Origin of the sequence: Mesorhizobium sp. C120A (assembly GCF_030323105.1) — a bacterium.
Lineage (GTDB): Bacteria > Pseudomonadota > Alphaproteobacteria > Rhizobiales > Rhizobiaceae > Mesorhizobium.
Genome location: NZ_CP100476.1, coordinates 5,924,146 through 5,951,124, shown reverse-complemented (window position 1 = coordinate 5,951,124; position 26,979 = coordinate 5,924,146). Strand labels below are relative to the sequence as shown.

Below are 26,979 nucleotides of genomic sequence, written 5' to 3'. Positions count from 1 at the left end.
GGGACGGATGCGTTCGCAAAGTTCGTCGAGTCAATCGGCAACGCGCATCGAAATGGCAAAGGTCCAGCGGATCTCGATACCTTAGAGCTGCGCTTTCGCTGGCGGACGGAAAGAATATCACCGGAAGGTGTTCAGCCACATCGTCGAGACCTTGGACGCTCCTGAAGTGTGGCGTTTTCTGGCGACCCTCATAGTGGCGGGCTGGTCGGAGGCAGCAATCACCGATGAGATCGATGCTATGCTGGCCGAACTCGTCGATGAGCGCGAGGAGATCTCCGTCAAGCGCAAGGCGTTTGTGGCGCAGCTCCTCGGCTTAGGCACGGGGTCGGCGTGTCGCTTTTCGCAAACGCCCTGCTTCAAGCGGTCGATCTCATCCTGCGCGGCTGACCTTGGCGCGGCGCATACCGTGGATTCTTCGTCAAATCGAGACGCCCTGCAGGTGGCGAGATATGATCGGACCATTGGATGTGCGGGGCGTGCCGGCGTCGATCGAAGCCCCACTTTCGGTTCCGGACAAGGCAAGACCTGTCGGCTGTGCCGCGCCGCACAGGAGATGATTGATGCCGGCCAATGCGCGATGTTGTTGGCGGCGAGGGGGGAACTTGCCGACATCGAGGCCAAGGAAGGTGTGCTTGTGAAGGTCGGCAACAGGGCGGTATCGCGCTGCGGCGGCGATGAATGCCGCACGGTGCACAGTTGGCTTAGTTGGGCTGTGTTGTGGATCACTGGAGGCTGCACTGCTGAGAGCCTCACTTGACCAAGGCTGCTTCGCGCCCAATTTCGGACGGTGAGGCAAACTTTGCCTTCGCCTGGAAGCAGACATTCCGATCGCCATCTTGATAGTCCACGGCAGAGCCCCGAAGCCGCCGTTCGGTCGAGGACTGCGACGTAGTCGGTCGACCCGCGCCAGTGGCCCGCGATCTTCTGGACAACATTGTTCGCTATGATCTACCCCCTTCCGCCAAGGCGCGTATCCTGCTCAAAGGAAGTTGCCAGCGCAAAAACGAAAGCTAACATCTGGAGTGGCCGCGGTAGCGGCTCGGGGGAATTCGCTTGAAGATCATCAACTGCGGGAACGGCCTACATGTGCGCGAGGTGAAGGGCATCGAGACCTTAGCTTCATTGCCTTCGCACTGGTTCGCTTATACGAACCTCGACCTTGCTACCGCGCCCGGCTCAAGCCGCGAGATCGACGTCATCATCGTGGCGGACGACCGCATACTGGTCGTCGATCTCAAGGATTGGTTCGGCCCGATCGAGAGCCGCGATGGGCATTGGTACAACGCCGGGCGGGACCATGGCCCGTCGCCGGTCGCGAAGATATCTGCCAACGCGCGCCACGTCTTCATTCAGCTCGAGGCCCACCTCAAGCGCCACGCCAAGGGCGCAAAGCCGATCGTCCCTAGGGTACAGGGCCTTGTGGTCCTGACCAAGGCCACAGACCTCAGCGGCATTTCGGAGACCGAGCGGCGGGCGGTAATGCCCGTCGCGGCGTTCACTTCTTCGCTCAAGTCGGTTCCCAAGCGGATCGAGGTGTTCGGCAAAGGGCCACCCGCTGGCATCCTGACCTCGGCGGAGTGGAAGGACCAGCTCTCGAAGTTCTTCAATATGAGCAAGGGCGTCTTCGTACCTGGCCGACGGACCTATGGTGGCTTCTATGCCACGTCCGCCGCACCGGTGTTCGAGCACCCCGAGGGAATCTTCGCGGAGTTCGAGGCGAGCGACGAACGGCAGTCGCCAACCCTCGGAGTCCTGCGGCTATGGGATTTCTCCAAGGCGGAAACTCGCTTCCAGACCGAAGAAGGACGTAGCGAGATCGCTGGTCGCGAGCAGGAGGTCATCGCCTACCTGCAGGACCGAAGCGAACAGTGCGACAGCGTGATTGTCGGCGGCAAGACGCGCGACCCGACCTTCGGCGTACGATACTGGGAGGTCTATGACCGCCGGCGCCGGCTTCACCGTCTGACAGATTTTGGCAGCTCCGAGCTAGCTGACCTTAGCCGGGTCGATCGAATCGAACTGGCTCGCCAATTGCTCTCATCCCTCGACGCGCTTCACCTCGCGGAGGCAGCGCACCTCGACCTCGGACAGCACAGCGTCTGGGTGCAGCGACCGTCCACCGTTCGGCTCTCGCACCTGATGGCGGCAAGCTACCCCGATGTTCGCTCGCTCGGCGAGTCGCGCTTCCAGTTTCTGTCAACAGGCAAGCTGCCAGAGGACATCTTCGGAGTCGAAACAACCCCTAAACGTCGCGACGTGTTCCTCGCCGCTTCCGCCATTCACCGCATCCTCCTGGGCACGGGCCCTGCAACCTCGAGCGGAATTCCCGAGTGGGACAGCGAGTGCGACAAGGCATCCGACTACGTCGAACTTTACGGCTGGCTGGCGTCCGCGCTCGCGCCCGACCCAATGCACCGGTTCAAGGACGCGGGAGACGCGCTGACGGCCTTCAACGCTGCAGTCGCCATCCGGCCCACGCCTGCGGAAGTCATAGCAGGGCTTGAGCGGCATCGCGGCGCGATCAAGAGTCAGATGGCTCTCTTCCAGGCCTATCCGCCTGCCGAGATCCTGCGAGACGACGAGACGCGCGCCTTGTGGCGCTCCTGCAAGGACGGTCGCGAGGTGCTGGTAAAGGTCTGGAAGCGTGCTTCGTGGGGCGACCAGAAGAAGGAAGGATCGCGCATCCTTGATTTCCTAGATCAGCTCGCCGAGCTCTCGGCAGTCGAGCCCGAGGGATGCGCGAAAATTCTGGGTGCGATGTGGCTGGGCGATGCGATCGTCATGATCCAGGAGTGGATCGATCGCCCCGACCTCGCGCTGTTGATGGCGGAGCACCCGGAGCAATTTGGCGAGGAAGCGCGGCTTCAATTAATCGACGCTCTTGCCCGGCGGGTCGAGGAGTTGCACACCCTTCGCCTGGCGCATGGCGACCTCAAACCTGCCAACATCCTCGTCGATCCCGCAGCACCGAGCGACCCGGTTATCGTCGACCTGAGTGACTTTACGACGGCCACCGAAGGCGACACTGTAACTGCGCGCTATGCCCCCGAGAGCGGCGGTCGCTTCGAACGCGATTGCTTCGCGGTCACAGTCATCGGCGAGGAGCTCCTCGCCGGAAGCGATTCGAGAATATCCGGCCGCCTTCGCGAGGCAATCGCGAAGGTGCGAACCGACGACCCGGCGAACGCGACGTTGCTTCCCTTGATCGATGTGCTGGCGGCCGGCGAGCCGCACGACGCGGACTTGGCGACGATCCGGCTCGCTAGCCCACACGTAGGGGCAGGCCCTTTGCTACCGGACGAGGGCCATTATTTCCTGCGCCGCGCCCCCTGGGGACGTACGCTCATTATCCGCGGGGCCTGCGAGGAGCTTGAGGTCAGCATCGGGGCTGACGGAAAGCCCTACCGGCTCAACCGGCGCGCTCTGGAGCAGTCAAGGATCAGGCTTTTCCAGAGGTTCGAGTTCGCGTCACTCGAAGCTGCCATCATCGTCGAGGACGGTCCAGTTACCAATCTGGAAGACCTCACTCCGCTGCTCGAACGCGAGGATGTCACTGCGGCCCTGGGTCCGACGCAGCCCAGGGCGACGGACGCCGAGGTGAGCGCGGAGGGCGAGCAGCCCGCCGAACAACGCGACATCGTTTCAGGCGAGTCGCCCGAGGACGACCTGATCGAGGCGATCGCTGCTGAGCCACCGCCGAACGGTCAGGTAGACGTGGCGATGCTGTGGGGGATCCTCGTCGATGCCGAGCGGGAGTTGGTCACCTATGGGCAGGTTGCCGAGGACAGCGTCTTCGACATAAGCATCAACCGGCACAAGGTCCAGTTTGACCTGCTGAGTGGGTCGTTTGACTACAATCGGCGTGACCGTGTCATGGTCGAGCGCGAGGACCGCCGAGGCAATTGGCGGCCCGTCGGCCAACTCGACCTCCAGCGATCCAAGCCTGACACGCTCTATCTGGAAAGCATGCGGCCGGAGCAGCGAAACGGACCGCCGCTAGTGGAGGAGGGCGACGAGCTTCGCTTCCGGAGCCGCATGGAGGAGACCAGCCTCGACCGTCGCCAGGCTGCGGTCAGGCGGATCGTCGGGCGCACCTCGCGTACGCGCAACCTGATCGGAATCCTCGATCCGCGCACCGCGGCAACACCGCAGTCGTTGCCCGATCGCCAGCCGGTCGAAAAGTTGAAGGAGCAGTACGAGCTCAATGACCAGCAGGCCGAGGCCTTGTCAGCTGTGCTCGCCACACGCCCGCTCGCCCTCGTGCAGGGGCCGCCGGGAACAGGCAAGACGGTCTTCATTGCGGCGTTGGTGCATGCCGCTCTCACCTTGGGGCTGGCGCGCAATGTCCTGCTCGCAAGCCAAGCGCATGAAGCGGTCAACAATGCCGCCGAGGCCGTGCTTAAGCTCTTCGCTCGGGCGGGTGAGATACCGAGCATCCTTCGCGTCGGCAACGAGGGTGTTGTCTCAGACCGCCTGCTGCCATTCCACGTCGAGCGAGTCGAGCAGCTCCAGAAGGATAGGTTCCGTGCCGAGATGCGCGAGCGCTTGGCCGTCGCCGCCCAGGGACTGGGCATTCCAGAGGCGCTGACCGACGCGCTGACCCATGTCGAGATTGCGATAAGGCCCGTCGCGGCCCGGCTGGCCAGCTTGCAGGACGAGGAAAGTTCGGCGCAACGAGTAACAGCGCTTCGCGAGACAATCAGCCAGCAGGTCTTGCCGCTTGGCATAGACGACACGCTGCCCGCCGACCTGGCGGCCGAGAAGATTGTCACGACGATTGTCGACGCCTGCCTCCAGGCCATGCCGCAGGGCGAGCGCCCGAGCGCTGACCGTGTTGCTAGGTTCCAGGCAGTCGCAGGGCTAGCACGCGACTTCGTGGGAACAGTCTCGACCGAGCAACGGAGCCTCGAAACTTTCCTCGCCGGAACGCGCCAGATCGTCGCTGGGACCTGTGTGGGGCTCGGCAGATCGGCGCTTGGCTTGACCTCAACACCCTTTGACCTCGTGATCGTCGACGAAGCGGCGCGCTGCACCGCCAGCGAGCTCGCGGTGCCGATCCAGGCGGGCGCATGGATCGTACTCGTCGGCGACCATAAACAGCTTGAGCCACAGCATCCGGAGTCAGTGGTCGACGAAGTCGCCGAGCGCCTCGGCGTGGGCGTGGCGGAGGTTGCGAGGAGCGACTTCGAGCGCATCTTCGAGACACCCTATGGGATTGCCGCGGGTCACACGCTGCGACGGCAATATCGTATGCTCCCCCCGATCGGTGAGATTGTCTCGCGGTCATTCTATGGCAAGCGCCTTGAGCATGGTCGCGTGACGCCGATCATCGACGCAGAAGCGCTACCTGCCGACCTCAGCGCGCCTGTCACGTGGTTCGACACGGCGCCGTTTGGCGAGCGCGCCAAGCAAGCCGATCCCAATCATCGCAAGAGCCTGACCAATACGGTTGAGGCAGACGTGATCGTAAGCCTTCTTAAGCGATGGAGCGAATGCCAGCTGTTCCTCGACTGGCTTGCCCAACAAGCAACGCATGCCCATGGCATCGGGATCATTTGCGCCTATTCGGCCCAACGTGACCTCGTGAGGCGCAAAATCGCCTTGGCACCGATCCATCCCTCGCTGCGAGCCGCGATGAAGGTGGACACGATCGACAGCTACCAGGGCAAGGAAAACCCCATCGTGATCGTGTCGCTTGTTCGCAATAATTGGGACGGGCCCGTGCAGGGCGGCTTCAAGACAATTCGGCCTGGATTCCTCGCAAGGCCCAACCGCATCAACGTCGCGATCAGCCGCGCGATGGACCGCCTTGTTATCGTGGGTAGCTTGAAGCGATGGGAGGAGGCCGGGCCGATGGACCGGATCGCGCGGGCCTTTGCCAGTAACGTTGAATACGGGCACGCAAGGGAAGTAGATGCAATGGCTTTACTGGAGAATCGGCTCAACGCCGCGCCCATTGATGGCGCCTTGGAGAAGGCACAATGACCGTCCAGCCCCGCAGTAAGCTGACGCTCGGCCCCGTGCGCGAGGGGCTCGTCGAAGAATCGGAGGACGGCCCGCTCCAGTTGGCGACGATCGACCTAACGCTGCCCTGTCGTCGGTTCGTCGTCGAGCACAAAGTCGCTGATGTTGGCAAGGTCTCCGTGACAGCCGAGTTTCTAATTCGCTTCGTCCGCGCAATGGGAAGCTGCACAGAGGAAGCGGTCCAGTCCTTCTTCGGATATAGCCGGCGCGAGATGGCCTACGTTTTCCACGAGGTCGAGGACGCCGACTACATCCGTCGGAGCGAGGGACGCATCACGCTGACACAGACGGGGCTTTCGCTCTTCCGCCCTGGTGTCGAAGAACCACTTATCTACGAGGTCGAGCGCAAGATCGCACGCGTCGGCTTCGACCTCATCTCGCTGGCGCCCGCCGAAAAGAAATTTCTGAGCTACTTCGAGCGGAACCTTCCCGAACTGCCGCTGGCCGACGTTGAGCAAGTCAGCTCGGCAACGGAAAGGGTGCCGTCGTCGTTCCGTCGGTTCTTTCGCGAGTTCGCGCTGAAGATCGATCCAATCTCGACCCCGCGACGCACGCTCTATTCCATCGACGGGGTGGCGGCTGAGGAGCGCTTTTCGACGCTCGTGCGCGTCCGGTTGATGTCATCGGGGCTCAAGCCAACCTTACCCGACATCGACCTTTCCGAGTGGAAGTCAGACTACGAGTTGTCAGATCGTGAGGCAGTGGGGCTTGCGGTCGCCGAGATGGTCGAGCGCATGGCTGTTGCGCGGCGGGAAGACGATGGCGAGGCATACCAGCTCCTGATCCAACTTGCCCAAGACTATCTTAAGGAATGGACGCGCCGCGATGGGTTAAGCGTGCAGCGCTTCTATCGACACGCCTTCACGAGCCACGGCGACGTCCGTGCTGACCGCCCGACCGTGCCGATCATCGGCAGCCTATTCACCAAGGAAAATGCGCGTAGGCTGTTCGATGTCGCAAGCTACGGCCTGCGCAAAACGCGCCACGCCGCAGCTGCGATCTATTGGGTGGTGCCCCAGGCCCCACTTTGGGGAAGCACCTCGATCATGGCCGAAATCGTCGAACAGTTCCGCGAACAGATCAATCGCTTGAACGAGGATCTCGGTGTGCGGCAGAACGTAGAGACGATTTCGTTGACCGCACAGCGCGCCGAGCGCTGGGTGAAGGAAGCCTTCACCCGCGGGTACGAGTCGAACGCCCGTGTATTTCCCGGCGGGTTCGAAATGCTGCTCGTCCCGGGTGCCTTCGTCGCCGCAACGGTCCACGCGCCGATCGGCCAACAATCGGGCTTGCCGGTCCCTTTGGGCTTTGCGAGTTTCGACTCGCACGTGTTGGCGCGTGCGGGCGAGTTGCTCGACGCGAACGCCGAAGCGTTCAAACTCGGTGACGTGCTCAGACGAAACCTTATCGCGCCGCCCGCAACGGAAAAGACGGAGGACAGTGCAGGAGGGGCCGTGCCCGCCTCAAAATAGCCGCCGCACCCCTCGAACGGCGAACATGATCCAGAAAAGTTGCGGTTCGCGACCTCGGAGACAGCAGCAGCTTCGCGTCGCACGTTGTTGACAACTCGCGGTGTCGAAAGGGGTCAATGCGCAACGTGATCGAACGAAGCATAATTTTGAGCGTCGTCGAAACGGCATCTATCCCCAAAAATTCTATAAGCGGTCAGACCGCATGCGGCCCCAAGGCTGCCGGACCGCAATGCGCCCAATCTCAGTCATTCGATCGCCGGATCTCGATTCCGGGAGCTGCCGTTCGCCGACTTGGCCATGGATCCCTAGCTCACATTCTGATTAGTCTTGGCGTATTGCTCCGCTGTCAGTTCCCCGACTGCTTGAATATTCGCCCGGTTGGTCGAAAAGGACGCAGCGCTGCTGAGATTGGGTGAATCCGAAGGCGATGCATTGGTCCAGTGCCGAGCAGCCCCGTTCGCACTCGTTGCGAGAGCGGGCGCTCAGCACCCGGAACCCGTTGCCTGAAAAAGCCTTGCCGTTGAAATACTCGAAATAGGGAGCCGCACTCGACGCCGGCGGCATGTCATCTCCCGAGATAACGCCGCTAGTAGCGCGGGCGTTCATCAAAAGTTGGCCTTGTCGCTCCTTGAGAAAGCACTTTCTGTTCCACGCGTCGTAAGTGAAAGCCCTGCACCAGCTCTCCGAAGCTCGGCACATGGATTCACACTGTTCCACGTTGTCAGCTTGACGGGTCTCTGCGGCCTTACTCTTTATATCCCTGTTGAGGAAACGCCTGAAAGATCCGGATGGTGGCGCGACGGCCACCGCCTCCTCTTCCAACTCGCCAGGCTCCGGCGGCGGTTCTGCCTGTGGAGAGGCAGGTGGATTGACTGGTGGATGATAGCCAGTGACCAGACTGCGAGTGCCGGCCGTGTGTCCTTGGCTTTCCTGCGCGCCTGCTACGCTCGAGAACAGCCTGCAGACGCCGCCATGCGACGAATGATCAAAGCCCGCGCACCCCGAGCGCGCGGAACAAAGCTTGCTGCAGGCCTCAAGCGGCACGCTGACCGTGGCGCTGACCGCCCCGTTCAGGAAGGTCTGCGGGTAGCGGAAGAGCTCCTGGGCCGATTGCGCGTTTGCGGGCCGACCTCCGGCCGGCGGAACAACAGCAGCCGCAAATGCGACCACAAACCCTATCAGTAGTCCAACGGTTCTGCCGCTCAATTGCCGAATGCGATCAGCAAACCTCCGCGGGCACGCAGGATGCATGTCCGATGGTGGCTCGGACACTTGGAGCACCTGCGGATTGTTCATCTGTGACATTGGTTGCCTTTCTCCGCCGCTTTCCGAAGAGAGCCTCAAAAGCTTCCGGGACCGCTCAGCGGACATTTCCGGGATGCGAGAACCGAGAAGGTCCCAAAATGGTTGTTGCAGATGCGGAACTTAGACGGACGTGCCCTCGACGCCGAGGAGGTCGGATCTGGTGAGGCCGCTTTTGACTTTGCTGCCGGCCGCTGACTTGTCGCCTCTCGTTGTTTTTTACGTCTTGGTTTCGCTCGGACGATCGCCGCAGGCTTGCCAGTCTTTTGCGATGTGGCGCTTTTCTGCTTCGTCGCTTCCGCTTCCGACGCACCCTGGCTCGGCTGCGATGTCGGTTGAGCTGCGACTGGCGGATTGGCTGGCGGACGGTAGCCCATGACGAGACTGCGTGTTCCGGCGATGTGTGGCGGGCTCTCACCCGCGCCAGCCACGTTCGCGAACAGCCGACAGAAACCGTCGGACGACGAGTAGTCGAAGCCGATGCATCCCGAACGCGCGAAGCAGAGGTTTCTGCACGACTTCAGCGGCACGCTGACCGTCGCGCTGACGGTACCATTCAGGAGGGTTTGTGGATAATTGAAGAACTCTCCTGTCGACTGCGCGTTCGCTGGCAGAATCCCCGTTGGCGGCACGACAGCAGCAAGCGCGCCCGCAAGTCCCAAAAGAAGTCCCGCCATCCCGCGACGAAGACCACCTGCCAGCATGTTTCCTCCTCGCCTGCTCAGCCTCGCGCTACCGTTCCTGTAAAATGGTCGTGTCCTCGGAAACGGCCGGTGCGAGCTTCCTTTTCAGGCGCATGATGTTCTCGTAGGATTTCTGTATCCGCTCAAGCATTTCCGGGTCCTTGCGCGCTTCCTCGGACAGGAGGGCGGCAACTTTTTCCGGGACCAGGGGGTCTGGATGTTTGTCGTTGGCAAATATCAGGATGTCGTTCCCTGCCAAAACGGCTCGGCGCACCGAGTCCTCAAAGGTGATGGTGTCGGTAATGGCCTGCATCTGCATGTCGTCGCTGATAACCACGCCCTTGAAGTGCATCTTGTCCCGCAGCAGCCCGGTTAACGTCGCGCGGGAAAGCGAGGAGGGGATTTGGGCCGAAAAGGAAAGCTTGTTATTTATCACATGGGCGGACATGACCATGTCGACATCTCCCGACGCGATCAGGTTCTTGTAGGGGAGAAGTTCCTTATCGCTCCATGTCTTGGAAACGTCGGCCATGCCCTTGTGGCTGTCCTTGGTGCTGGAACCGTGCCCAGGGAAGTGTTTCAAGACCGTTAGCACTCCCTTCGCCCGATGCGCTTCGACGAAAGCCTTCGCGTATGCCTCGACCGTCTGCGGATCGGCGGAAAAGCTCCTGCCAAGCTTGCCAATGATGGGATTTGCCGGGTTGACGTTGACATCGACGACGGGAGCCAAGTTGAGGTTGAATCCCAGATCCGAGAGAGCGGAAGCGAGGTCCTGGTAAATCACGCTGGCCTCGTCTGGACTCATGGACTTAGCCACAGTCGCCTCGCTCGGCGTCTCGTTGAACCCCATGGCTCCAGTGAACCTCTGGATACGGCCGCCCTCCTGGTCGACAGCGATGAGCAGCGGGCTTGCCGCGAAACGCTGCAGGCCCTCGTTCAGTTGCCGCACTTGCTTCAGGCCGTCGATATTGCGCCCCAGATAAATGACGCCCGTGATCTTTCCTTCCTCCGCTTGCCTGACGACTCTCGCGTATCCCTCGGCACCGGGCTGGCTGCCGACAAAGCCAACCAGCACCATCTGCCCGATCATCTGACGCAGCCTGGCGTCTTCGATTATGCGATGCAGGTCGACGTTTGGGATGCGGGCTCTCGGCACTGGGGGGTCAGCCTTCAGCGGTGAGGAAAGGCCAAAAAAGGCGCAGGCAACAGCGGTGAGAAATGCGATCCGCGGCGGCATGTTTTAATCCCTCGGAGCGACGGGATGTACAAAGTCGGGAGTGACCGTCCGGCTGTTTTTTCGCGCCGACGTCATGCCTTTTCGCCGCACCGGGTACAGGTTGGTTCCCTGGACCAGGAAACATCGGTTGGGTCTCACGGTCACCCACGTAAACCCACCGCATCCACCGTCCGAGTGACATTGCCCCATGCATTCCTGATAGGAGATCGCAGGCGATTCCATGCCGTTTCCAATGAAGCCGCTCAGGGTGAAAAGCTCCCAGTCGGCAGTCAAGGTCGGAGGAGGGGCCGATGGTTTAGCCTTGAAATAGAGGCCGGACCGTCCCAAAGGGTAGGATTGCACGAAATCGAAGCCCGATTTTAAAAAGCATCGATTCACCTCCTGATTGTAGGTGAACGCCCGGCAGGAGGTTCGGCTGTCACACAGAGCCGAGCAGCTTTCGGCGTTGGGCGCATCGATGCCTTTTGACACGAGATCGCCCCCCCAAAGGTCAACCCCGCTGAAGGACGCATAGTACCAGGACTCGGCATTGGCGGGATCGTGATAGCCTGGAATCCGCTGGCGGGTGCCGCCGGTCGAGAGCGGGTCAGGTTGTGCTGAGGCGACCGCTGGAAACAAACGGCAGAGGTTGGTTGAAGAGGAGTGATCGAACCCGGCGCAGCCCGAACGCTCCAGGCAGATTTTCCGGCAGTCGTCCAAAGGTCGCCGGAACTCGGCACTGGGGGTTCCCCTCAATGCGGTCTCTGGATATTCGAGAAGTTCGCCTCCTGACGCCTGCGCCAATGCCTGCGTAGCAATTCCAGGCATCGCAAGCGAAAATGTCAGCAGAAACGCCGCCGACGCTGTTCCGACCACGCGCAACCAATGCCGCCTCCGCTGCATTCCGCTTCCCTTGGCCCAACCCATGAAACCGATATGTAAGAGCGGTTGGGTCAAGGACTGATCGACCCTTCGCAGTAGGTGGTGCGAAGGAAATTCTCGTATGCGTTGGCGTGGTTCGAGCCCGTGTCGCTAGCGTCGACGCAAAGCGAGCTCAGCAGGTTGTTGGCTTGCGCATTGCCCTCTAGCGCGAGTTCGAAATACGAACGCGCCGCCTTATTGGAGTCGATCGCGTCCACGCGGTCCGGCGCGAAGGTCCTTGGATCATACCATTTCGCCATTTCGAGCTTCGCGTCCTGGTTGCCTCTCTGCATTGCGAGATTGATCGCCTGCAGCCCGACGCTCCGGTCTCCGCGCTTGAAAGCCTCCTCGCTTAGCGCGAAGAGTTCATGGCCGTCAGTGTCGGTTTCCTTGAGCTTCGCCAGCCTGGCTGCAAGCGGAGGATTTGTCGGGTCGGTGTAATTCGAAAGCAGGCTGCGCGTCGCAGCGGTCGAACCCACGTTCACGCGTCCGGCGCCCACGCTCGCGAACAGGCGGCACTCGTCCTTTTGAGAATGGTCAAACCCCTGACATCCCGAACGCGCCTCGCAGAGTTTCCGGCATTCTTCTATCGGCTTGGAAAACTGGGCGCTGACGATCCCGTTCAGCAGAGTGTCCGGGTAGTTGAAAAGCTCGTTCGCCGCGGAATTTTCCTGTGCTCCCGCTGACAGGGTCATGCCCAGCAAGATTGCAGCAGCCATGGCCGCCATGTACCCCCTGAAGTGGAGGAAATACTTGTCGAAGCTGCTCTTCAGCATGCCATTGTCCCTCTGACGGTTCCATAGGCGGCGAATTGCCGGACCTTGTGATTTTCAATCATTATTCCAGCGTCCCCTCGCAATAAGTGTCCTTCAGGAACCCATTGAACCCAAGGTCTTGAGGAGAACTCGCGCTCTTCGCGCAGAGGGAGCGGAGCATTTCCCTGGCCGCTGTCTCGCCTTCTACCGACAGTTCGAAATAGGCCCTCGCCGCCCTGTTCGCATCCGGTCGATCTGCTCTGCTGGGCTCGAAGGAGCTTGGATCGTACCAGCGCGCAATCTCGAGTTTCGCGTCCTTGTTGCCCCGCTCCATCGCAAGATTGATCGCCTGCAAGCCGATTCCGCGGGCGCCTTCCCGGTATGCCTCGCCGCTTAGGGCGAACAGCTCAACGCCGTTAGTGTCCGTCAGCTTCAGCCTCTCGAAACGCGCGAGCAAAGGCTCGGGGTTGTTGAACCAACCCCTGCTGTCGGCAATGTAGTATCCTCCCCCTGCCAGAAGCAGCGCCAACGGGATCAGTAGGTACAAGAACCGCCTCTTCTTTGGCGGCTGGGCCAAAGGCTGGGGTTTCGGCTCCACCACCCGTGGCAGCTCAACAACCTGTTCGAGGGCCTCTTCAAGCTCCCGTTCTATAGCCTGAGGAATGGACATCTTGAAAGGGGTCAGTTCCTGGGACCAAGCTCCCGGGCTAGGTGGGATCGGCGGCCAGAAGGCGCTCCCCTCAATGTCATGGCCTTCGACTTCGATCTTCACCTGCAGGTCGACCGGGATCTGGTCGCAGACCTCGGGTCCGACGACCAGCGTGGCCGAATTCGCGCCGCGGCTGACGACCGCTGCCTCTACGGTTGCGGGACGCGCCTGCCATCCGGCGGCGCCAAGATAGGGAGCGTCCTTGGACTTGCGCATGATCGACAGTCGCAACCCCGGAGAGCTGCCTAGTTCCTGCGGGAACGTGATCAGGGCATGCCCGAACAGGCGCGTCTCGTCCTCGCTGACTTTGACCGCAACCTTGTTCATCGAGCAGTCCCAACGGGCGCACCAAGCAGCGGCGCGGACTCATCGAGCGCGTCCAGTATGGCCCTCAGGCGCTCGTTCTCCTCGACGTTTATAATGATCCCTTCGCCCGAGAGGACGTTGTCAGTAACCACTTGGTGGAAGGCGTACATCCACTCCGAGAGCGCGAGGTAGGAGAAGTTCCGCCGCTCCACCCCAAGCCCGTCGCAGTCTGAAACGCTCGGACGGCGGGCAAAAACCCTAACTTCACCGTTCTCAGTGCCGTCAGGAGCCAGAGGCCGCTTGTTCTCGGGCATCGCGTCGAAGCCAAGCGTGCTGACGAAACGGTTGATGTGGCTCGTGGCAAGAAAGCCAGCCTTCTCGAGCAGGATGTCGGACCTTTCGACTGAACTTCCCGAGAGCTTGGCAAGGTCCCTGGCTATGCGCTCTTCGAGCCCCGATCGCCGCGCGGCAGATGTAAGCTCGGCGACCAACTCGCTTGCGGACTCTTGCCCGAGGCCAATGGCCTGCAACGCATTGTCGTTTCTCGCGAGTGCGAAAAGGCCGTCCGTCCAATGCCTGATGGCTGACCGGGCGAGATAGGCTTCGCGCGGCAGCGCTTTCTGCGAAACCGACTCCCCGGAGGAAACCACGGCCGCGGCCACCTTCTTCTTGCTGCCGGGCAATGGAGGGGCGCCGGGCCGCGGAGGCGCCGGTCGCTTCTTCGCCGCGGCGTCTGTCCGTCCTTCGGAACCTTCCTCCGGCGCGTTCTGCCGCTTGAGGCGGTTGCCGTACTCGATGTGAAGGTGTTCGGAGATTCCGTTCTGCGATATCTGCAGCATCTTCATGGCGGTCCCGAACTGGTCCCGCTCCCAAACCTCGGTGAAGTTTGCGAGAATCTGGTCCGAGACTTCCCGACGCTCGGCTATCCGCTTGTTGATGTCGCTTTCGATGAAATACGGAGCGAGCACACGGCGGATATCGTGGGCTATGTCCCCGACGCGGCCTCGTATCTGTGAATACTTGATGTCGGGACGACAGATGGCCGCGAGGTTCTCCGCCAGATAGCTTACGCCGCCATCGTTCAGCCTGAGGGCCTCGTCGAAGGCCTTGGCCGGCTCGCGGAAGTGCTGCTGAACTTCACTGACCTGAAGATACGCCTCGCGCAGCGCGGCGACCTTCGCGACCTTGTCGGGCAATATCTCGGTCTCCACGCCGCCTTTGTACTTGATCAGGGACTCTGCCTTGAAGTTCGGGTTGCGCAGCCAGTAAGAGTTGTTGAAAGGCCTGTCCGGCATCCATTCGAACGGCCACTTGTGGGCCTTGCCGAAAAAGCGCGTTAGCGAGGCGCCCAGGCGCGCGCTGAAACGATCCGCCAGGCTCTGTCCTTCCTCGCCCGCCTTTTCGCTGAAGTGCATGTCGAACATCGTCAGCACCAGGAACAGCGCAGTCTCGGTCCGGGCCCGATCGAGCGGGCTTTCCCCGTGCGAGGTTCTGATCCAGTCGTCGATCATGTCGGGAAGGGTCGCGACGTCCTGGTTCGAGGGCTTGATGCACAGCAGCATGCTCGAAAGCTCCTGCTCTGCAACGTAGCGGTCGAAGAGGTAGGCAACCTTGCCCCGGACGAAGAGTTCCTTGAGCGCGTCGGGGTTGCCCTCGATGAAGGCCTGAAGGTCCACCTTCTGCCTGCTGCGAGCGCCCGGGAAGTCCAGGAGGTCTGTGTGCTCGAAGAACGGCCATGGCTGTTCCGATATCGCAATCCGGAGTTCAGCCACCAATGCGGCGATAACGGGTCTCGGCAACGAAACCGTCGATCCTTTCATTGGCCGGATCAGCAACTCGTCCTGGCCGGATTTTCCGAGCCCCCGCAGCGTCTCGACGTCTATGATGCTGCTTTCCCGGGGAACCAGCGCCTCGACAGGGCAGTAGGCATCCTTGGCGAACCCCAGGCTCTCAAGGGCGGTGACGAGTTCGACGAAGAGATCGGTAAATTTCTGCAGACCGCCCCATAGCACGGAAAAAAGGTCGCCGCGGTCGGCAATGGAAAGCCGGGAGCCAAGGAAGGCCGCTTCCTCCCAGTAGGCCCCTAGCGTTTCGATGTTCGGCAACCCGGCGAACTGCTTCTCGAAATACTCCTGGAGGTCCCACACGTCCTCCTCGGCCAGGCCATCCGTCGCTGCCTGCGGCATAGCCCGGCTCTTCGCCCTTTCCAGGGTGGACAGGACGCTGTCGGAAGTCAGCGGCGCGCGTTTCTTCGCGTCTCCGTCAAGGAAGAAGCTGTTGCCCAGGACCTTGGCCACGTCCGTTTCGCTCAGCATCCTCAGCACAACGGGCGCGCCGGGCGGACTTGGCTCTTCTCGAACCGAAAAGCGGGTGACAAGCCCGGTCGACTCCCGATCGCCACCGGGGTTGATCTCCCGGATGAAATCGACCTCCCGCCCGAGATCGCCGAAGCGAGCCATCAAGGGCGCGCTTCCATTGCGGGCCAGGACGGACACAAGATAAGACTTGCCAGCCTGGCTGGGGCCGAACACCCCGACGCACATGGGGCGGTCTATGGCCAGCATCGCCTTCCGGGTGGCAACGATCGACTTCTTGAGCTGCTGCTCGGCGCCCGAGCGCGTGCTGCCGACCCGCTCCGCGTTTGCTGAGGCTCCGATCCAGACAAGGCCCTCCTGCGCCGATTTCAGCGCCGTGTCGCAGGTCTTCTTCAACTCTTTACGCATGCCTTCAGCTTTCACTGGATGGAGATAATTCCGGTATCGAGCCAGTAGCCGTCGCCCGCCTCGACCGCGAGCGTGTCCAGCTTCAGCTCCATGATGCGCTTGACCGGAGAGCCGTCGGCGTCCTCCGCGTCCTGAACCACGAACTCCTCGCGGGTCGCCTCGCTCGTAAGAAGCGCGATCTCGTTCGCCTCGTCGTCTTCCGGCACCTGCACATTGCGCGCGATCGTGACGCGGACCGGCTTTCGCACGCTCCGCGCCGATCGCGTCTGCGCGGTGGTCAGCTTGTAGAGCGGAGTCGCCACCCAGCGCTCCAGTGGAAGCTGCCTGAAGCCAATGCGAAGCGGGCTGTGGTAGTCGAATTCCGCCTCGGCTTCCGCCGTTGCGGCATCGAGGTCGATGTCCGAGAAAAGCAGGGTTTCGTCCGGCAGCACGGAGCTGCCCTGAAGCCGACCGATGTACCGGGCCGTCGACTTCATCCTGAGGTACTGGGAATAGAGGGTGAAGTTGGTGATCTGCCGTTCCGCGAGCGCGCACAGCATTGCGCCCACGACCGCGGTCGTCTTTGGATCGTCGATGTGCGTGTTGCTGACGCCCCGGAAGGGATACCACGTGCCGACGCGATAGTCCTTGATCGGAATGACGCGGTCAGGCCGGACCGACATCTTGTTCATGAACAGGCTTATCATCTGTGGCAGGCGCATCGGCCGCCCGGTCAGCAGCACCACGTCAGCGTCCAGATGGTTGATCGCTTCCGCGATGTTGTCGAACACGCCGTCGAAGATCGACAGGACGCACTCTTCGACCGCCAGCGGGTCGACTGCTATGTCGCAGTCGGAGACCGTGAACTCTCCGGCTCCCAGAGCCCCTATGCTGTCCTTGAGATATCCGAGGATGCGCGCGTCAACCGGAATGTCGCCTCCGGCCGTCGTTCGTCCCCCGGTCTCGAAGAAACTGCCTGCCTTCCGGATTTCCGTCTTGCGGCTCGTCGCAGGCATCGCTTCGCATTCGGACAGAACCGCGATGGCGATTGGCTGCAGAACCTGCAGAACGAACTGGCGTCGCAGGTGCTTTTCCTGCTCGGACATGTTCGGGTTGTCGCCTGCGAAGCGGTCCTTGAGATAGTTCCGCGCGTTCGGGAGGCCCGCTTGAGCCAGGCCTTCCTCGAGCCTGGGTATGACAAGCCGCTCGATAACCACCTTGAGGAGGTCGTCCCCCGCGATACGGAATCCCTCCCGAAAGTTCTGGTCGGGGAAAAGGGCGACATTGTCGGTTTGAAAATAGGTCGTAACCATGAGGTCGGTGGTGCCGCCGCCCACGTCGACGCTGGCGACGCGCAGGGACCGTTCGAGCTTCTCCTTGGCCTTGGACGCCGGGAGCGCCTTCGGCCTCTCCCTGTCCTTGCCGAGCATGTCGAACAGCGTCCTGATCGACCCGCCCAGCTTGTGCACGGCCTCGCCGTAGAGATAGACCAGATGAACTGAACTCGCCTCGTCCCAGGAGCAGTGGATTTCCGGACGCTGGCTGTTTATGCCGCTGTCGCTGTCGCCCCATCCCGACAGGGACCAGAGAAGCTTGACCGCGGCTTCTGCGCGCGACCGCAGGATGCGCTGCTCCTGGATCGGGGTCGCTGACGGGATCGTCAGGATGATCCTGCGCAGGCGTCGCGGAGAATCTTTGAGTCTTCTCTCCCGGCGGGTGCCGGGGTTGTTCATCATCGACATCGCCTGCGCAATGATTTCGACAAGCATGAACGTGAAGAAGGACGACCTCGAGAAGCAGAAGCGGCTCGCCGTCTGCAGTTCGCTCTCTTTGACTTTCAACCTGAACTGGCGCCTGTCGCTCTCGAGCTGTTCGAGGACGTCGCCGCGGTCGTTTATGAAGCGGTACATGGAGCGCTCGATCAGCGGCTCGGTTCCCGCATGGCCCGCCGAGGCCGAGCGGAACTTCCACTCCTGGAGAACCGGATCGGAACTCCACAGGTACCGCTTCGGCGAAGAAAGCCCCGTGGCCGCCTCGGTGCCTTCCGACTCCCCGCGCAGGCGGGAGGCCTCGGGGCCGATGCGGAGCAGGCTTGGCCAAAAGAATGCCCGCGGTCGGCCTGACCGCCTGGCGATGTCTTCCGCTCCGAATTCCCCGGCCACCAGTTCGCACTGGCTTTCGAACGGATCGCGATAGACGAGTTCGGGCTTGGAAAGGTCGCGCAATTCCAGCACGACGGAGTTGTTGAGGTCGACGTTCACGTCGTCCGGGAACGACTGGATCAGAAGTCCGCACGACCGCGAGTTCCCGATGTCGAGCACCAGGTCGACGTCGACTGGATGGACGTTCCTGTTGTCGCTGACCGTGTCGATGAGGGTGACGCGAACGGGCTTGATCACGCTGGCGAGAAACTGGACGAAGGTTATGTAGCGGGCGAGGTGCTCGAACTGGAAAGGAAAGTCATCGGGCCTCAGCTCCTTGCCCTTCCTCTGAAGCTTCTTGAAGGAGTGGAGGATGTCCCTCAGCCAATCGTCCAGCCATTTCTGGGCGTCCACGGGCCCTTGTCCGGGAACGTCGACCTTATGGGAAAGGAACGAGATGACGTCTGGAAGCTGGCTGACGAACCGGAACGATTCTGTCCGCATCGCGTCTTCCGGACAGGGCGCGAGATAGGGACGGTTCGTCTTGCGGGGCGCAAGCGAGCTGTCGAATGCGAAGATTGCCCTGTGCGTTCCCTTCCGGTCGCCATGGGCGTTCCTGGTTTCCGTAACCCTTACCCGGACCCAGTCGGTCGGGCCCTGTGCGTAAATTTCGTTGCCCAGCGAGTCCTTTCCGGGTTCGATCTTGAAGAACGGCACCGGAACCCAGCGGTCGAGGAAGGTCTCGAGCGCCCTCGACTTCGCGATGTCGTATACCACGTCGTCGCCACTCGGGGGATACGGCGGCTGGTCAGAGTCGGGGTCGTCATCGTTCCAGTTCGGAAGCAGGCGGATCAGCGTCTTTCCATCCGACCCCGTTTCGCCCGGCGACACACGCTCGATGAACGACCTCGTAAGACGCGGCGAAGCGTCGAAGTCAAACCCGAACTCGACGAACTGGAGGCCGCTGTCCGGCACCAGCGTGAAGCCGTCGCTGAAATCGGCGAGGTTGGTCAGCATCGATTCGTCCTGTCAGGCTGGTGGCGGCTTGCTGCAGTCATGGAACATTGAACTCCATGACTTTCATCTGCGTCGCGTCGTGAGACTCTTCAGTCACGCTGCCCGGGTAGCTTTGAGTGGCGTCACCCTTCTTGAGGATGACGTTGAAATCCGTCCGCCGGGCAGGATCTCCGCGCTTGTTGAACATTCTCAGGTAGACCTCGTAGTGTCCGGGCGGTGGCTTGCTCGCCCACGTTATGTGTTCGACCGGCTTGGTGCTCTCTCCATTGAGATTCATGTCGATGTCGTGCACGCCCCCGCATTTCGGCTGTCCGTCCAGAAGCACCATTCCGCCGTCCGGGCACTTCACGAAGAGGTCCAGGTCGGTCCGGTTGTTCCAGATGAGCGTCACCTGCGTCTGGCCTTCCGCACCGCCTGCGCTTTCGACGCGATTGTCTGCTTCCTGCGCTGGGTCAGTCTGCTCGGCCCTTGGCGCCGGAGCGGGGGGCTGGCACGAGTTCAGGTGCCGCCGCAGCTGCTCCTCGATGACAGCTTCTTCCGAGATGAGTTCCCGCGTGCGCAAGCTACTATGGTCGACAGTCGGCTGCGGCGCCGCAAGGGCGCAGTAAGCGCCTCCGCCCTTTCCAAATGCGGTGACTCCGAACGGAAGGACCAAGCCGCAAGCCGGGAGCAGCAGCCACGCGGTCGCCCCCGCGAGTGCTACGGGAACAAGCCAAAGAAGCCTGCGGGCGACCGACTGCCACCAGGCAGGTCCAGCAGATCGCACGGGCCGCTCCGTTGCTGTGTCCGCAACAGAAGCCGTCGGCGGGCGGTCCCGGGCGGCTTCAGCAATCTGTCCCTTGCCGCTGGTTTCCGCGTCATGTTTTTCGTAACCCCATGCCGTAAGCACGAGCACTCCGTCGCTCCCGTCGGAGCCGCCGGAAACCCATACGTTCTCGTCGTCGGGGAATGTCACCGCGTTGCGCAGCGCAGTAGCCGTCGAGCGGGCTGCCGGGTCGGTGCGAGCCTCATGCGCGGCGGCCGCACGAAGAACTGCGCGGACGGATTGGTCGAGCCGCGCCTTGTAGACGGACGCCGTTTCGGGCGGGAGGTCCGTCAGCCGGACAAGAGGCTCGTCGCGCTCGGTATACCAGTCGATCCCAGAGCCGTCCTTTCGCGGCACCGGTTCGGCCAGCTCGAGCCCTATGCCCCCGGGGAATTCCCGTCCGAGCACGGCTTGAAGCCTATGGACCGAGCGCTCCGCGGTCGACCCGAGGGAACGCATCAGGCTGAGGGTCGTGGTCGCGACGAACTGGCTCATTTGACAGGGCCTTCCGTTGGCCCTGCGGCCGCGGCTATTCCCGTGGCCGGATTACACGGCTGATCGGCGCCGGCCACCGTCACGCCGTTGGCTGACAGGAACCGGATGGCGTCGCTCGCGCCGAGGGAGAAGTTCAGCTTCTGAACGTTCCCCCCGTCGAGGACTATGAAGGTGTTGACTCCGACGGCCCGGCCGCAGGCGTCCGAAAGGGGACCTCCGCTGTTGCCGGGGGAAATGTTCGCGGAATGGGTAATGACCTTTGCCGCCCCGCCCTGAGGCATGGCCATGACGTTGCCCTGCGTGACGACCATCTCAAGATTGGCAAGCCCCGTGGTGTCGCCATTGAGGATCGCTCGATAAGTGCTGTCCATCGACATCACGAATGACGGAAAGCCCCCCGCGATGACGCTGTCCAGCCTGGCGATTTCCGTAGAAAGGTGCAGGGGCCTCACAGTGCTGGGGGCATCATCCACCCGAAGGAGGGCAAAGTCCGGATTTCCAGTCTCGCTGCTTGCGGATCTTGCAACGACACGGGCGGGAACCGCACGCCCGAGTGCCTTGCTGGCGACGAATACCGTCCCCCCGGCGCCCTCGACAACGTGGTTGTTGGTGAGGATTTCCCTCTGGCTCACAAAGAACCCGCTTCCAGTGCTGAGGGAGTCCGCCGAGGGTGCGAGCACGAGGACCGTCGCCGAGTCCAGGGCGGCGAGAAGCGAATGCGGTGAGCCGGGGGCAGGCGCCTGCCCGCGGGCGGCTCCTGACGCGCCGTTTTCTGTTCCACCGCCGGACTCATGGAGCGGCGGACCGAGAACAGATGAATCTGCCTCGCATGCAGCCTTTGCGAGCTCCCTTTTCATTTTGCCGATTCGCTCTTCAAGGCTCCGGTTGACCTCCCCGTTGTTCACGAGTGGAGCTGTCGGTGGCGGCGGGAGCGCTTCCGGATAAACGAGGTTGCCCGGCGAGGCCGCGTAGATCAGGCAGGCGGCGAACACCAACGAAAGGGCAGCTATGGGCCAAAGCCAAGACTGTTTGTGTCGAGCTGGCGCCGTTGATTGAGCCTCTTGCGTGGATGCTGCGGTGGCCTCGGGTGCAATCACGCGCCGCGGGGGAGACAGTCCGGCAGTGGCGAAACCTCCCAGGGCAGCCCACGCCTGACCAGGCACCCGGGGGGACATGCCGCTTGGAAGGTAGGGGCCAATTGTCTGCTCGCTGTGCCGCACGAATGCGGCGCGGGAGGAGCGGGCTTCCTCCGGCAGCACTCCCCAATTCGTGAGGACGGCGTTCTCGCCGACGGCGACGATAGAGGCTTCGTCCGCGACATTGAGCATCGCCCCAACGGTCCCGCCGATTTCCCGGTCCGCCAGGGCTGGTCGAAGCGCCTCGATCCGCGCGGCCAAGTTCGACTCGATCCGCGACCGTTTTCCCCGATCGAGTTCGCCCAGTTGCTTCGGCTCCTCGTCGAAGCTGCTGAACCACGCCACGACCAGGCGGCCGCCCTCCTGCTCCTTGGCGTTCGGTTCCGCGAACAGCCGCGAGGTGTTGTCCCCGCACAGTTCATCTATGCGGGCGAATGCCGTTTCGCAGTCGCGCCACAGCGGTTTCCCTGCGACAGCCAACACGTCCACGGCACGCGCGGACGTTGAACGAACGAAGTGGACATTGCCCCCCCGAGCCATTAGGCACCTTCCCCTTGCCGCAATAAATCGTTGACCATGCGGCGTCCCCGGCCTCATATTTCGACGTAAAAAACGCAGTGTCAACGAGCCCTCAAGTAGATTCGACTCAGATGCTTAACCTGTAGCGGGCTCGCAGCCTATTTCACGTCTTGGCGACCGTTTCTATCTTGAACCCAATTTCGCGGTGCTCATCCCCCATTTATAGCTGGAAATGCAAATTCTGGAGAATTACGGTGGCGCCGGGCTGGTATTGCCGAGCCCTAAAGGGGCATTGCCTACGGCAAAGAAAAATGAGGCAACAGGAAAGATCGCGACCTGTCATGAGAATCCTGGCTGGCCGTCTAGTTCGACCCTCCACGTCGCCAGTCATGACATCAAGCCGGCGAACTTCGCTGACTTGGCGATCAAGTCCACTTGAAACAGAATAACAGCGGCCGGGGGAAACATGTTTGCGCATCTTTTTCGCTGCGGATTCCAAGAGTTCGTGCTCGGAGTCGCCGGGTCGTCTCTGGCAACTCTCGTCCTTCTAGTCGGCATTCAACCGATCGGCGCGCAAACCACGGCAGTGTTCTTCGACTATCCCGGGACCTCACTGAACGGGTTCGTCAGCGCGCAGGTCATCGCACCCTTGGAGGCGTGTCGTTCCCTTTGCACCTCGCGTTCGGGCTGCGTTGGGTTTGACCACTCGACCGAGGGCGGCGTTTGTCGGCTTTTGGCGAGCGTAGGCTCCGCCAGCCAAAATCGGCTTTCGACGGCAGCCACGCGGAACCTGGTCGCCGGCTATCGTCCTCCCTCAAATCCACCCGAGGCGCCTTCCGCCGTCCAGCCGAAACCCGCAGTTGTGCGCTCGGAGCCGCCAGACATCAGTGGCCGCAAGGTGAGTTATCGATCGATTCCTGGCGACCCGAGGCCGATAGGCTGGGTCTATATCAATGTCTGCAGCGGAGCCCCGGTCGATGCGGCCTCAATTCGCAGTTCGATCAACGGATATGTTTTTGAATCGTTGCGCGTCATTCCGGGCAGAATTGAACAGTTTGACAGGAACACCACACCGCAATGTGCGCTGGTGCCCAAGGCCGTTGGCTATGCCTCGCCGAGCGCCGAGGAATGGAGAATTGGAGCGGTGCTGGAGGAGATGCGTCCGATCCTTCGTGCTGCAGGAGTGGGAACGCGCGCGGACGGTCTATTGCCCATGCAAGGTTCTGACCGCTACCGCATCGATATATGGCTTAGTCACGAGTGAATGCCTCGGCTTCACTGCGGGACCGGCAGCGCGGCGAAATCCGAACCGATGCCGTTGGGATAACCGAAAAAATCGTGATCGGGATGTCCCAAGACCCTTCGACGCTAATATGCGAAGGTAAGCCCCACCGAATGGACACTTCAACGGCTCGATCCTATCAGCAGCCATCGAGTGCCTTTATGCCTTCGATGTAGTCCTTGCCGCCCTCATTCACTGTCCTCACTTCGGCGCGGCCAGTGCATGTCGTCGCACCCTTCCTGAACGCATAGCTGACGAAGAACAAGTCTTCTGCCTTCGCTTGTATGCCGAGAAGCTTAAGGGGCGCCTGCATCCCTCCGTAGAAGCCACTCAGGGCGGCTGCTGAGAGAGGACCCTTGGTGCTCTTTTCTGGAACTACAAACCGCGCCGCCTCCTTGCCGTCCCCAGTGCCGAGGGCCAGATAAAACGCCCGCACGACAGTCGCGGCAGTGCCATATTGTTCAGTGATGTCCTCTTCAGGCGCGATGCTCCCGACAACGGCCATGAGCGGGGCTCGGTGATTTGCGTTATTTGCAGCCCATCGATCAACGACGCCGACAGTCACGCGGCGTCCGATCAACGATGCCATGGCGCTTTCCATACCGCCCACCGGCACGACGTGAACCTCGCGGAAACTGGATGCGGGATCAGCAAAGTCCGCGCCCTCAAGGCAGATGTCGGCATCCAGTTCCAGTAGGTAAGTCGGCTCGGGCTGATCTCCTGCCTGCACGTCTTTGTAGTTCGGCGGCCCGGGAAGTATCCGACGATCGAGTTGGCCGCTCAGCTGCGATGGCTGCCCTTTTGAGATGTCGTAGCAGGCGGCCTGCGCTCCGCTGACCGCAACGACACCGTAGAAAACCAATGCGGTTGCCCCAAGATATTTCATAGTTCGCTCCCCACAAAGCCAATGCCATATGGCATTCATTCATGGCGTCGTTCAACCGATACATGACCGAGTGTTTTTAACCCTCGTTCTTTGCAAGATCGTCGCCAAATGCTCGATGCGCATCATAACCTCGCCGCGTGACGGCTGGGTCGGCGAACGTCAGGCAAGAGTCGGGCAGCATGTGCGCGCAGGCACTCTGTTGGTCGCCGTCGTTCCTCGGAGCGTAGGTCGTGGCCAATTTTCAAGGAGACACAGATTGCCGCGTTGTGCATTGGCGGCAGGATTGCAGTATCAGTCGAGCCGTCCCCGGGAGGGACGCATTGAGAGCTTGTCGCCAGCCAGCGGGGCACAGTTTGCACTCCTACCGGCAGACAACTCGGCCGGCAATTTCACCCACATCGTTCAACGCATACCAGTTAAGATTACCTTAGAGATCAGGGGAAAGCAGGCCTCGATTGCTTGCGACTCGGTATGTCAGCTTTCGTCGCAATGTCACCTGCTAGGCATCCCGGACGACAGAGTGGAACCGCAACGCGCAAATTGATGATCTGAAGTGATGGCCGACGACGGGAGGAGCTCGCCCGCTCCCATGACCAGACACGAACGTCGTCAATGGGACGGCAGCGAAACGTCCGCCTATTCACGACTTCAGCCCAAAAGCTGCCAGTCAGCTGCCGGCCCCGCAACAGTCTAGCGGCGTTTCTCTGGTGGCCAATCATGGCTGCAGGAGAAGCGAAATGGGACACTCGTGCTACGACCTCACCGACTCCGACCGCCGGGCATGGAATGCCGGGAAGAAGGTCGGGACGAAACGACCTCTGAAACCTCGACAGATATGGGCGATACGCTTCTTTCTCGATCGAGAGCTGCGTCTGCGAGACAGAGCGCTCTTCGATTTGGCGATCGACAGCAAGTTGCGCGGCTGCGATCTCGTCAAGATCAAAATCGGCAACCTCGTGGTAGGACCGGAAGTCCGAACTCGCGCGATGGTCATCCAACAGAAAACTGGCCGACCTGTTCAGTTCGAGTTGATGAGCGACGTACGCTCCAGCCTTCTCGCATGGCCTGGAGCGACGCGGCGGAACAGTCGATGATTACGCGTTCCGAGCAGGATCAATCCAAGGGCTCACATGAGTACAAGGCAGTATGCACGCCTCGTCGACGAATGGGTCGAGGCGATCGGGCTTAGACCAGAGGAATACGGAACCCATTCCCTGCGTCGCACCAAGGCCTCGATTATCTACAAAGCGACGGAAAATCTGCGAGCCATCCAGATTTTGCTCGGTCATACTAAGATCGAGAACACGGTCCGCTATCTGGGAGTCGATGTTGAGGATGCTCTCGAACTTTCCGAGGCAACTGAGGTTTGATCAGGTGCGGCTCCACTTCACGAGTGGAGCCGTGACCAATTTGCGCCGGTGGGTTCAACCGGTCATCGTAACACCTTCTGTAGCCTATCGGCCGGCGTTTCGAAGTCCAGGGTTTTCGGGGTCGCTGATTGAGCTGCAGGGCGACGGCGTTGAGTTGGGCCTGCGAGACATGGGAGAGGTTGGTTTCTCTCGGGAAGTACTGCCTGAGCAGACCGTTGGTATTTTCATTGCTGCCGCGCTGACAGGGACTTCGCGGATCGCAGAAGTAGACCTGTAGATCGGTTGCAACGGTGAAGCTCATGTGCCGAGCCATCTCCTTGCCCTGGTCCCACGTTAGCGAGCGTCGTAACTCTTCGGGCAATGTGCCGATCGTCTGGGCAAGGGCCGCCACGACGGTGGCCGAGTCCCTCCTCGCCACCTTTACAAGCATCGTGAACCGGCTGTGTCGCTCGACAAGGGTGGCGATGTGCGTGTCGTTCGCGCCGGTGAGCAGATCACCCTCCCAATGGCCTGGGATGGCGCGATCCTCAGCCTCGGCGGGGCGCTCGCGGATGGAGATCATATCGAGTATTTGTCCTTGCCCCGTCCGGCTCTGTGCGCCTTTTGCGAGCCGCATCTGTCGTTTGGTACACAGGTGCGCTGATAGTTCCTTCTTGAGCGCCCCTCGCGACTGGATGAATCGACTGCGATAGATCGCTTCATGAGATATCCGCATGCTTGGATCGCCTGGGTACTCTCGCCTCAGCCAGCCCGCTATCTGCTCCGGGGACCATTGCAGCGCTAGCTTTTGCGCCACCTGCCATCGTAGCCGCCCAGAGCTTGCCAGGCGACACTGCTTCGGGCGCAGCGCTCGCACCCAAGCATGCTTGTCGGCCCGGGTTGCACGATACGCTTGTGCACCGCCATTGCGCGAGATAACGCGACATATTGTCGATGGGGATCGCCCGAGACTTCGTGCAATAGCGCGGATCGCAAGACCCGCCGCGATCCCGCGAGAGATCTCTTCGCGTTCCGCCAGCCCGAGCGCCAAGGCCCCTCTACGCCTAGCTGACGGAGCAATGCCGCTGCGTAAGGATACGATCCGCTGAACGCCGGTCTTGTTCCGGCGGTCAAGTGCTCTGACCTCGGTTCCATCGCTCCCAAAGCTCGACCTTCTGCGCTGACGTAAACCAGATCCGTGACGTCACCATGCAACACCTCTTCATCCTCTCAGATTAAAGCGGGTTGCGACGACCGGT

At 61.5% G+C, this 26,979-nt stretch carries 15 protein-coding genes and 2 pseudogenes; 5 read left to right on the top strand and 12 right to left on the bottom strand.

What is annotated here, in order from left to right; translation table 11 throughout:
* Positions 1-127 precede the first annotated feature (127 nt).
* From NL532_RS29020 to NL532_RS29010, 3 genes are all read left to right on the top strand, one after another.
* Entirely contained in the window at positions 128-757 is a 630-nt protein-coding gene (locus tag NL532_RS29020; RefSeq protein ID WP_023829581.1) for a hypothetical protein, read from the top strand.
* Between the two features lie 296 nt (positions 758-1,053).
* Positions 1,054-5,985 (top strand): AAA domain-containing protein, encoded by a 4,932-nt coding sequence (locus NL532_RS29015; RefSeq protein WP_023692441.1) that lies wholly within the window; start codon positions 1,054-1,056, stop codon positions 5,983-5,985.
* Positions 5,982-7,496, top strand: a complete 1,515-nt coding sequence (locus NL532_RS29010; RefSeq protein ID WP_023692440.1) for a hypothetical protein — start codon at positions 5,982-5,984, stop codon at positions 7,494-7,496. Before NL532_RS29015 ends, NL532_RS29010 begins: the two co-directional genes overlap by 4 nt.
* A 321-nt stretch (positions 7,497-7,817) precedes the next feature.
* On the opposite strand, the gene NL532_RS29005 is transcribed toward NL532_RS29010, so the two are convergent.
* The 10 genes from NL532_RS29005 to NL532_RS28960 form a co-directional block, all read right to left on the bottom strand.
* A complete protein-coding gene (locus tag NL532_RS29005) occupies positions 7,818-8,801 on the bottom strand; it encodes a PAN domain-containing protein (protein ID WP_023711806.1) in 984 nt (327 codons plus the stop codon).
* Positions 8,802-8,836: 35 nt separating this feature from the next.
* Positions 8,837-9,502 (bottom strand): PAN domain-containing protein, encoded by a 666-nt coding sequence (locus tag NL532_RS29000; protein WP_245266087.1) that lies wholly within the window; start codon positions 9,500-9,502, stop codon positions 8,837-8,839.
* A gap of 28 nt (positions 9,503-9,530) precedes the next feature.
* Positions 9,531-10,718, bottom strand: coding sequence for a glycoside hydrolase family 3 protein (locus tag NL532_RS28995; RefSeq protein ID WP_023711805.1), 1,188 nt, complete (start codon positions 10,716-10,718; stop codon positions 9,531-9,533).
* A 3-nt stretch (positions 10,719-10,721) separates the two neighbouring features.
* Complete coding sequence (locus tag NL532_RS28990) at positions 10,722-11,654, bottom strand: PAN domain-containing protein (RefSeq protein WP_023692437.1); 933 nt, start codon at positions 11,652-11,654, stop codon at positions 10,722-10,724.
* The gene (locus NL532_RS28985) at positions 11,651-12,394 is read right to left on the bottom strand and encodes a PAN domain-containing protein (RefSeq protein WP_023692436.1); all 744 of its coding nucleotides are present in this window, start codon (positions 12,392-12,394) and stop codon (positions 11,651-11,653) included. The genes NL532_RS28990 and NL532_RS28985 overlap by 4 nt, the downstream gene beginning before the upstream one ends.
* 61 nt (positions 12,395-12,455) lie before the next feature.
* A complete protein-coding gene (locus tag NL532_RS28980) occupies positions 12,456-13,409 on the bottom strand; it encodes a hypothetical protein (RefSeq protein ID WP_023692435.1) in 954 nt (317 codons plus the stop codon).
* The gene (locus NL532_RS28975; protein ID WP_023711804.1) at positions 13,406-16,111 is read right to left on the bottom strand and encodes a virulence factor SrfC family protein; all 2,706 of its coding nucleotides are present in this window, start codon (positions 16,109-16,111) and stop codon (positions 13,406-13,408) included. The genes NL532_RS28980 and NL532_RS28975 overlap by 4 nt, the downstream gene beginning before the upstream one ends.
* An 11-nt stretch (positions 16,112-16,122) precedes the next feature.
* The gene (locus tag NL532_RS28970) at positions 16,123-19,248 is read right to left on the bottom strand and encodes a virulence factor SrfB (RefSeq protein WP_023829579.1); all 3,126 of its coding nucleotides are present in this window, start codon (positions 19,246-19,248) and stop codon (positions 16,123-16,125) included.
* A gap of 37 nt (positions 19,249-19,285) precedes the next feature.
* The gene (locus NL532_RS28965; protein WP_023829578.1) at positions 19,286-20,548 is read right to left on the bottom strand and encodes a hypothetical protein; all 1,263 of its coding nucleotides are present in this window, start codon (positions 20,546-20,548) and stop codon (positions 19,286-19,288) included.
* Entirely contained in the window at positions 20,545-22,173 is a 1,629-nt protein-coding gene (locus tag NL532_RS28960) for a S1C family serine protease (RefSeq protein WP_245270342.1), read from the bottom strand. The genes NL532_RS28965 and NL532_RS28960 overlap by 4 nt, the downstream gene beginning before the upstream one ends.
* Positions 22,174-22,669: 496 nt before the next feature.
* Here NL532_RS28960 and NL532_RS28955 point away from each other — a divergent pair, with 496 nt between their 5' ends.
* Positions 22,670-23,467: a PAN domain-containing protein gene (locus NL532_RS28955; protein ID WP_023692429.1), complete on the top strand. Its 798-nt coding sequence runs from the start codon at positions 22,670-22,672 to the stop codon at positions 23,465-23,467.
* 157 nt (positions 23,468-23,624) lie between these two features.
* Here NL532_RS28955 and NL532_RS28950 read toward each other — a convergent pair whose 3' ends face one another.
* Complete coding sequence (locus NL532_RS28950; protein WP_023692428.1) at positions 23,625-24,371, bottom strand: hypothetical protein; 747 nt, start codon at positions 24,369-24,371, stop codon at positions 23,625-23,627.
* A gap of 737 nt (positions 24,372-25,108) precedes the next feature.
* On the opposite strand from NL532_RS28950, the pseudogene NL532_RS32295 reads away from it, so the two are divergent.
* Positions 25,109-25,741 (top strand): annotated as a pseudogene (locus NL532_RS32295) (tyrosine-type recombinase/integrase).
* 62 nt (positions 25,742-25,803) lie between these two features.
* On the opposite strand, the pseudogene NL532_RS28940 reads toward NL532_RS32295, so the two are convergent.
* Positions 25,804-26,931 (bottom strand): annotated as a pseudogene (locus NL532_RS28940) (IS30 family transposase).
* Positions 26,932-26,979: the final 48 nt, after the last annotated feature.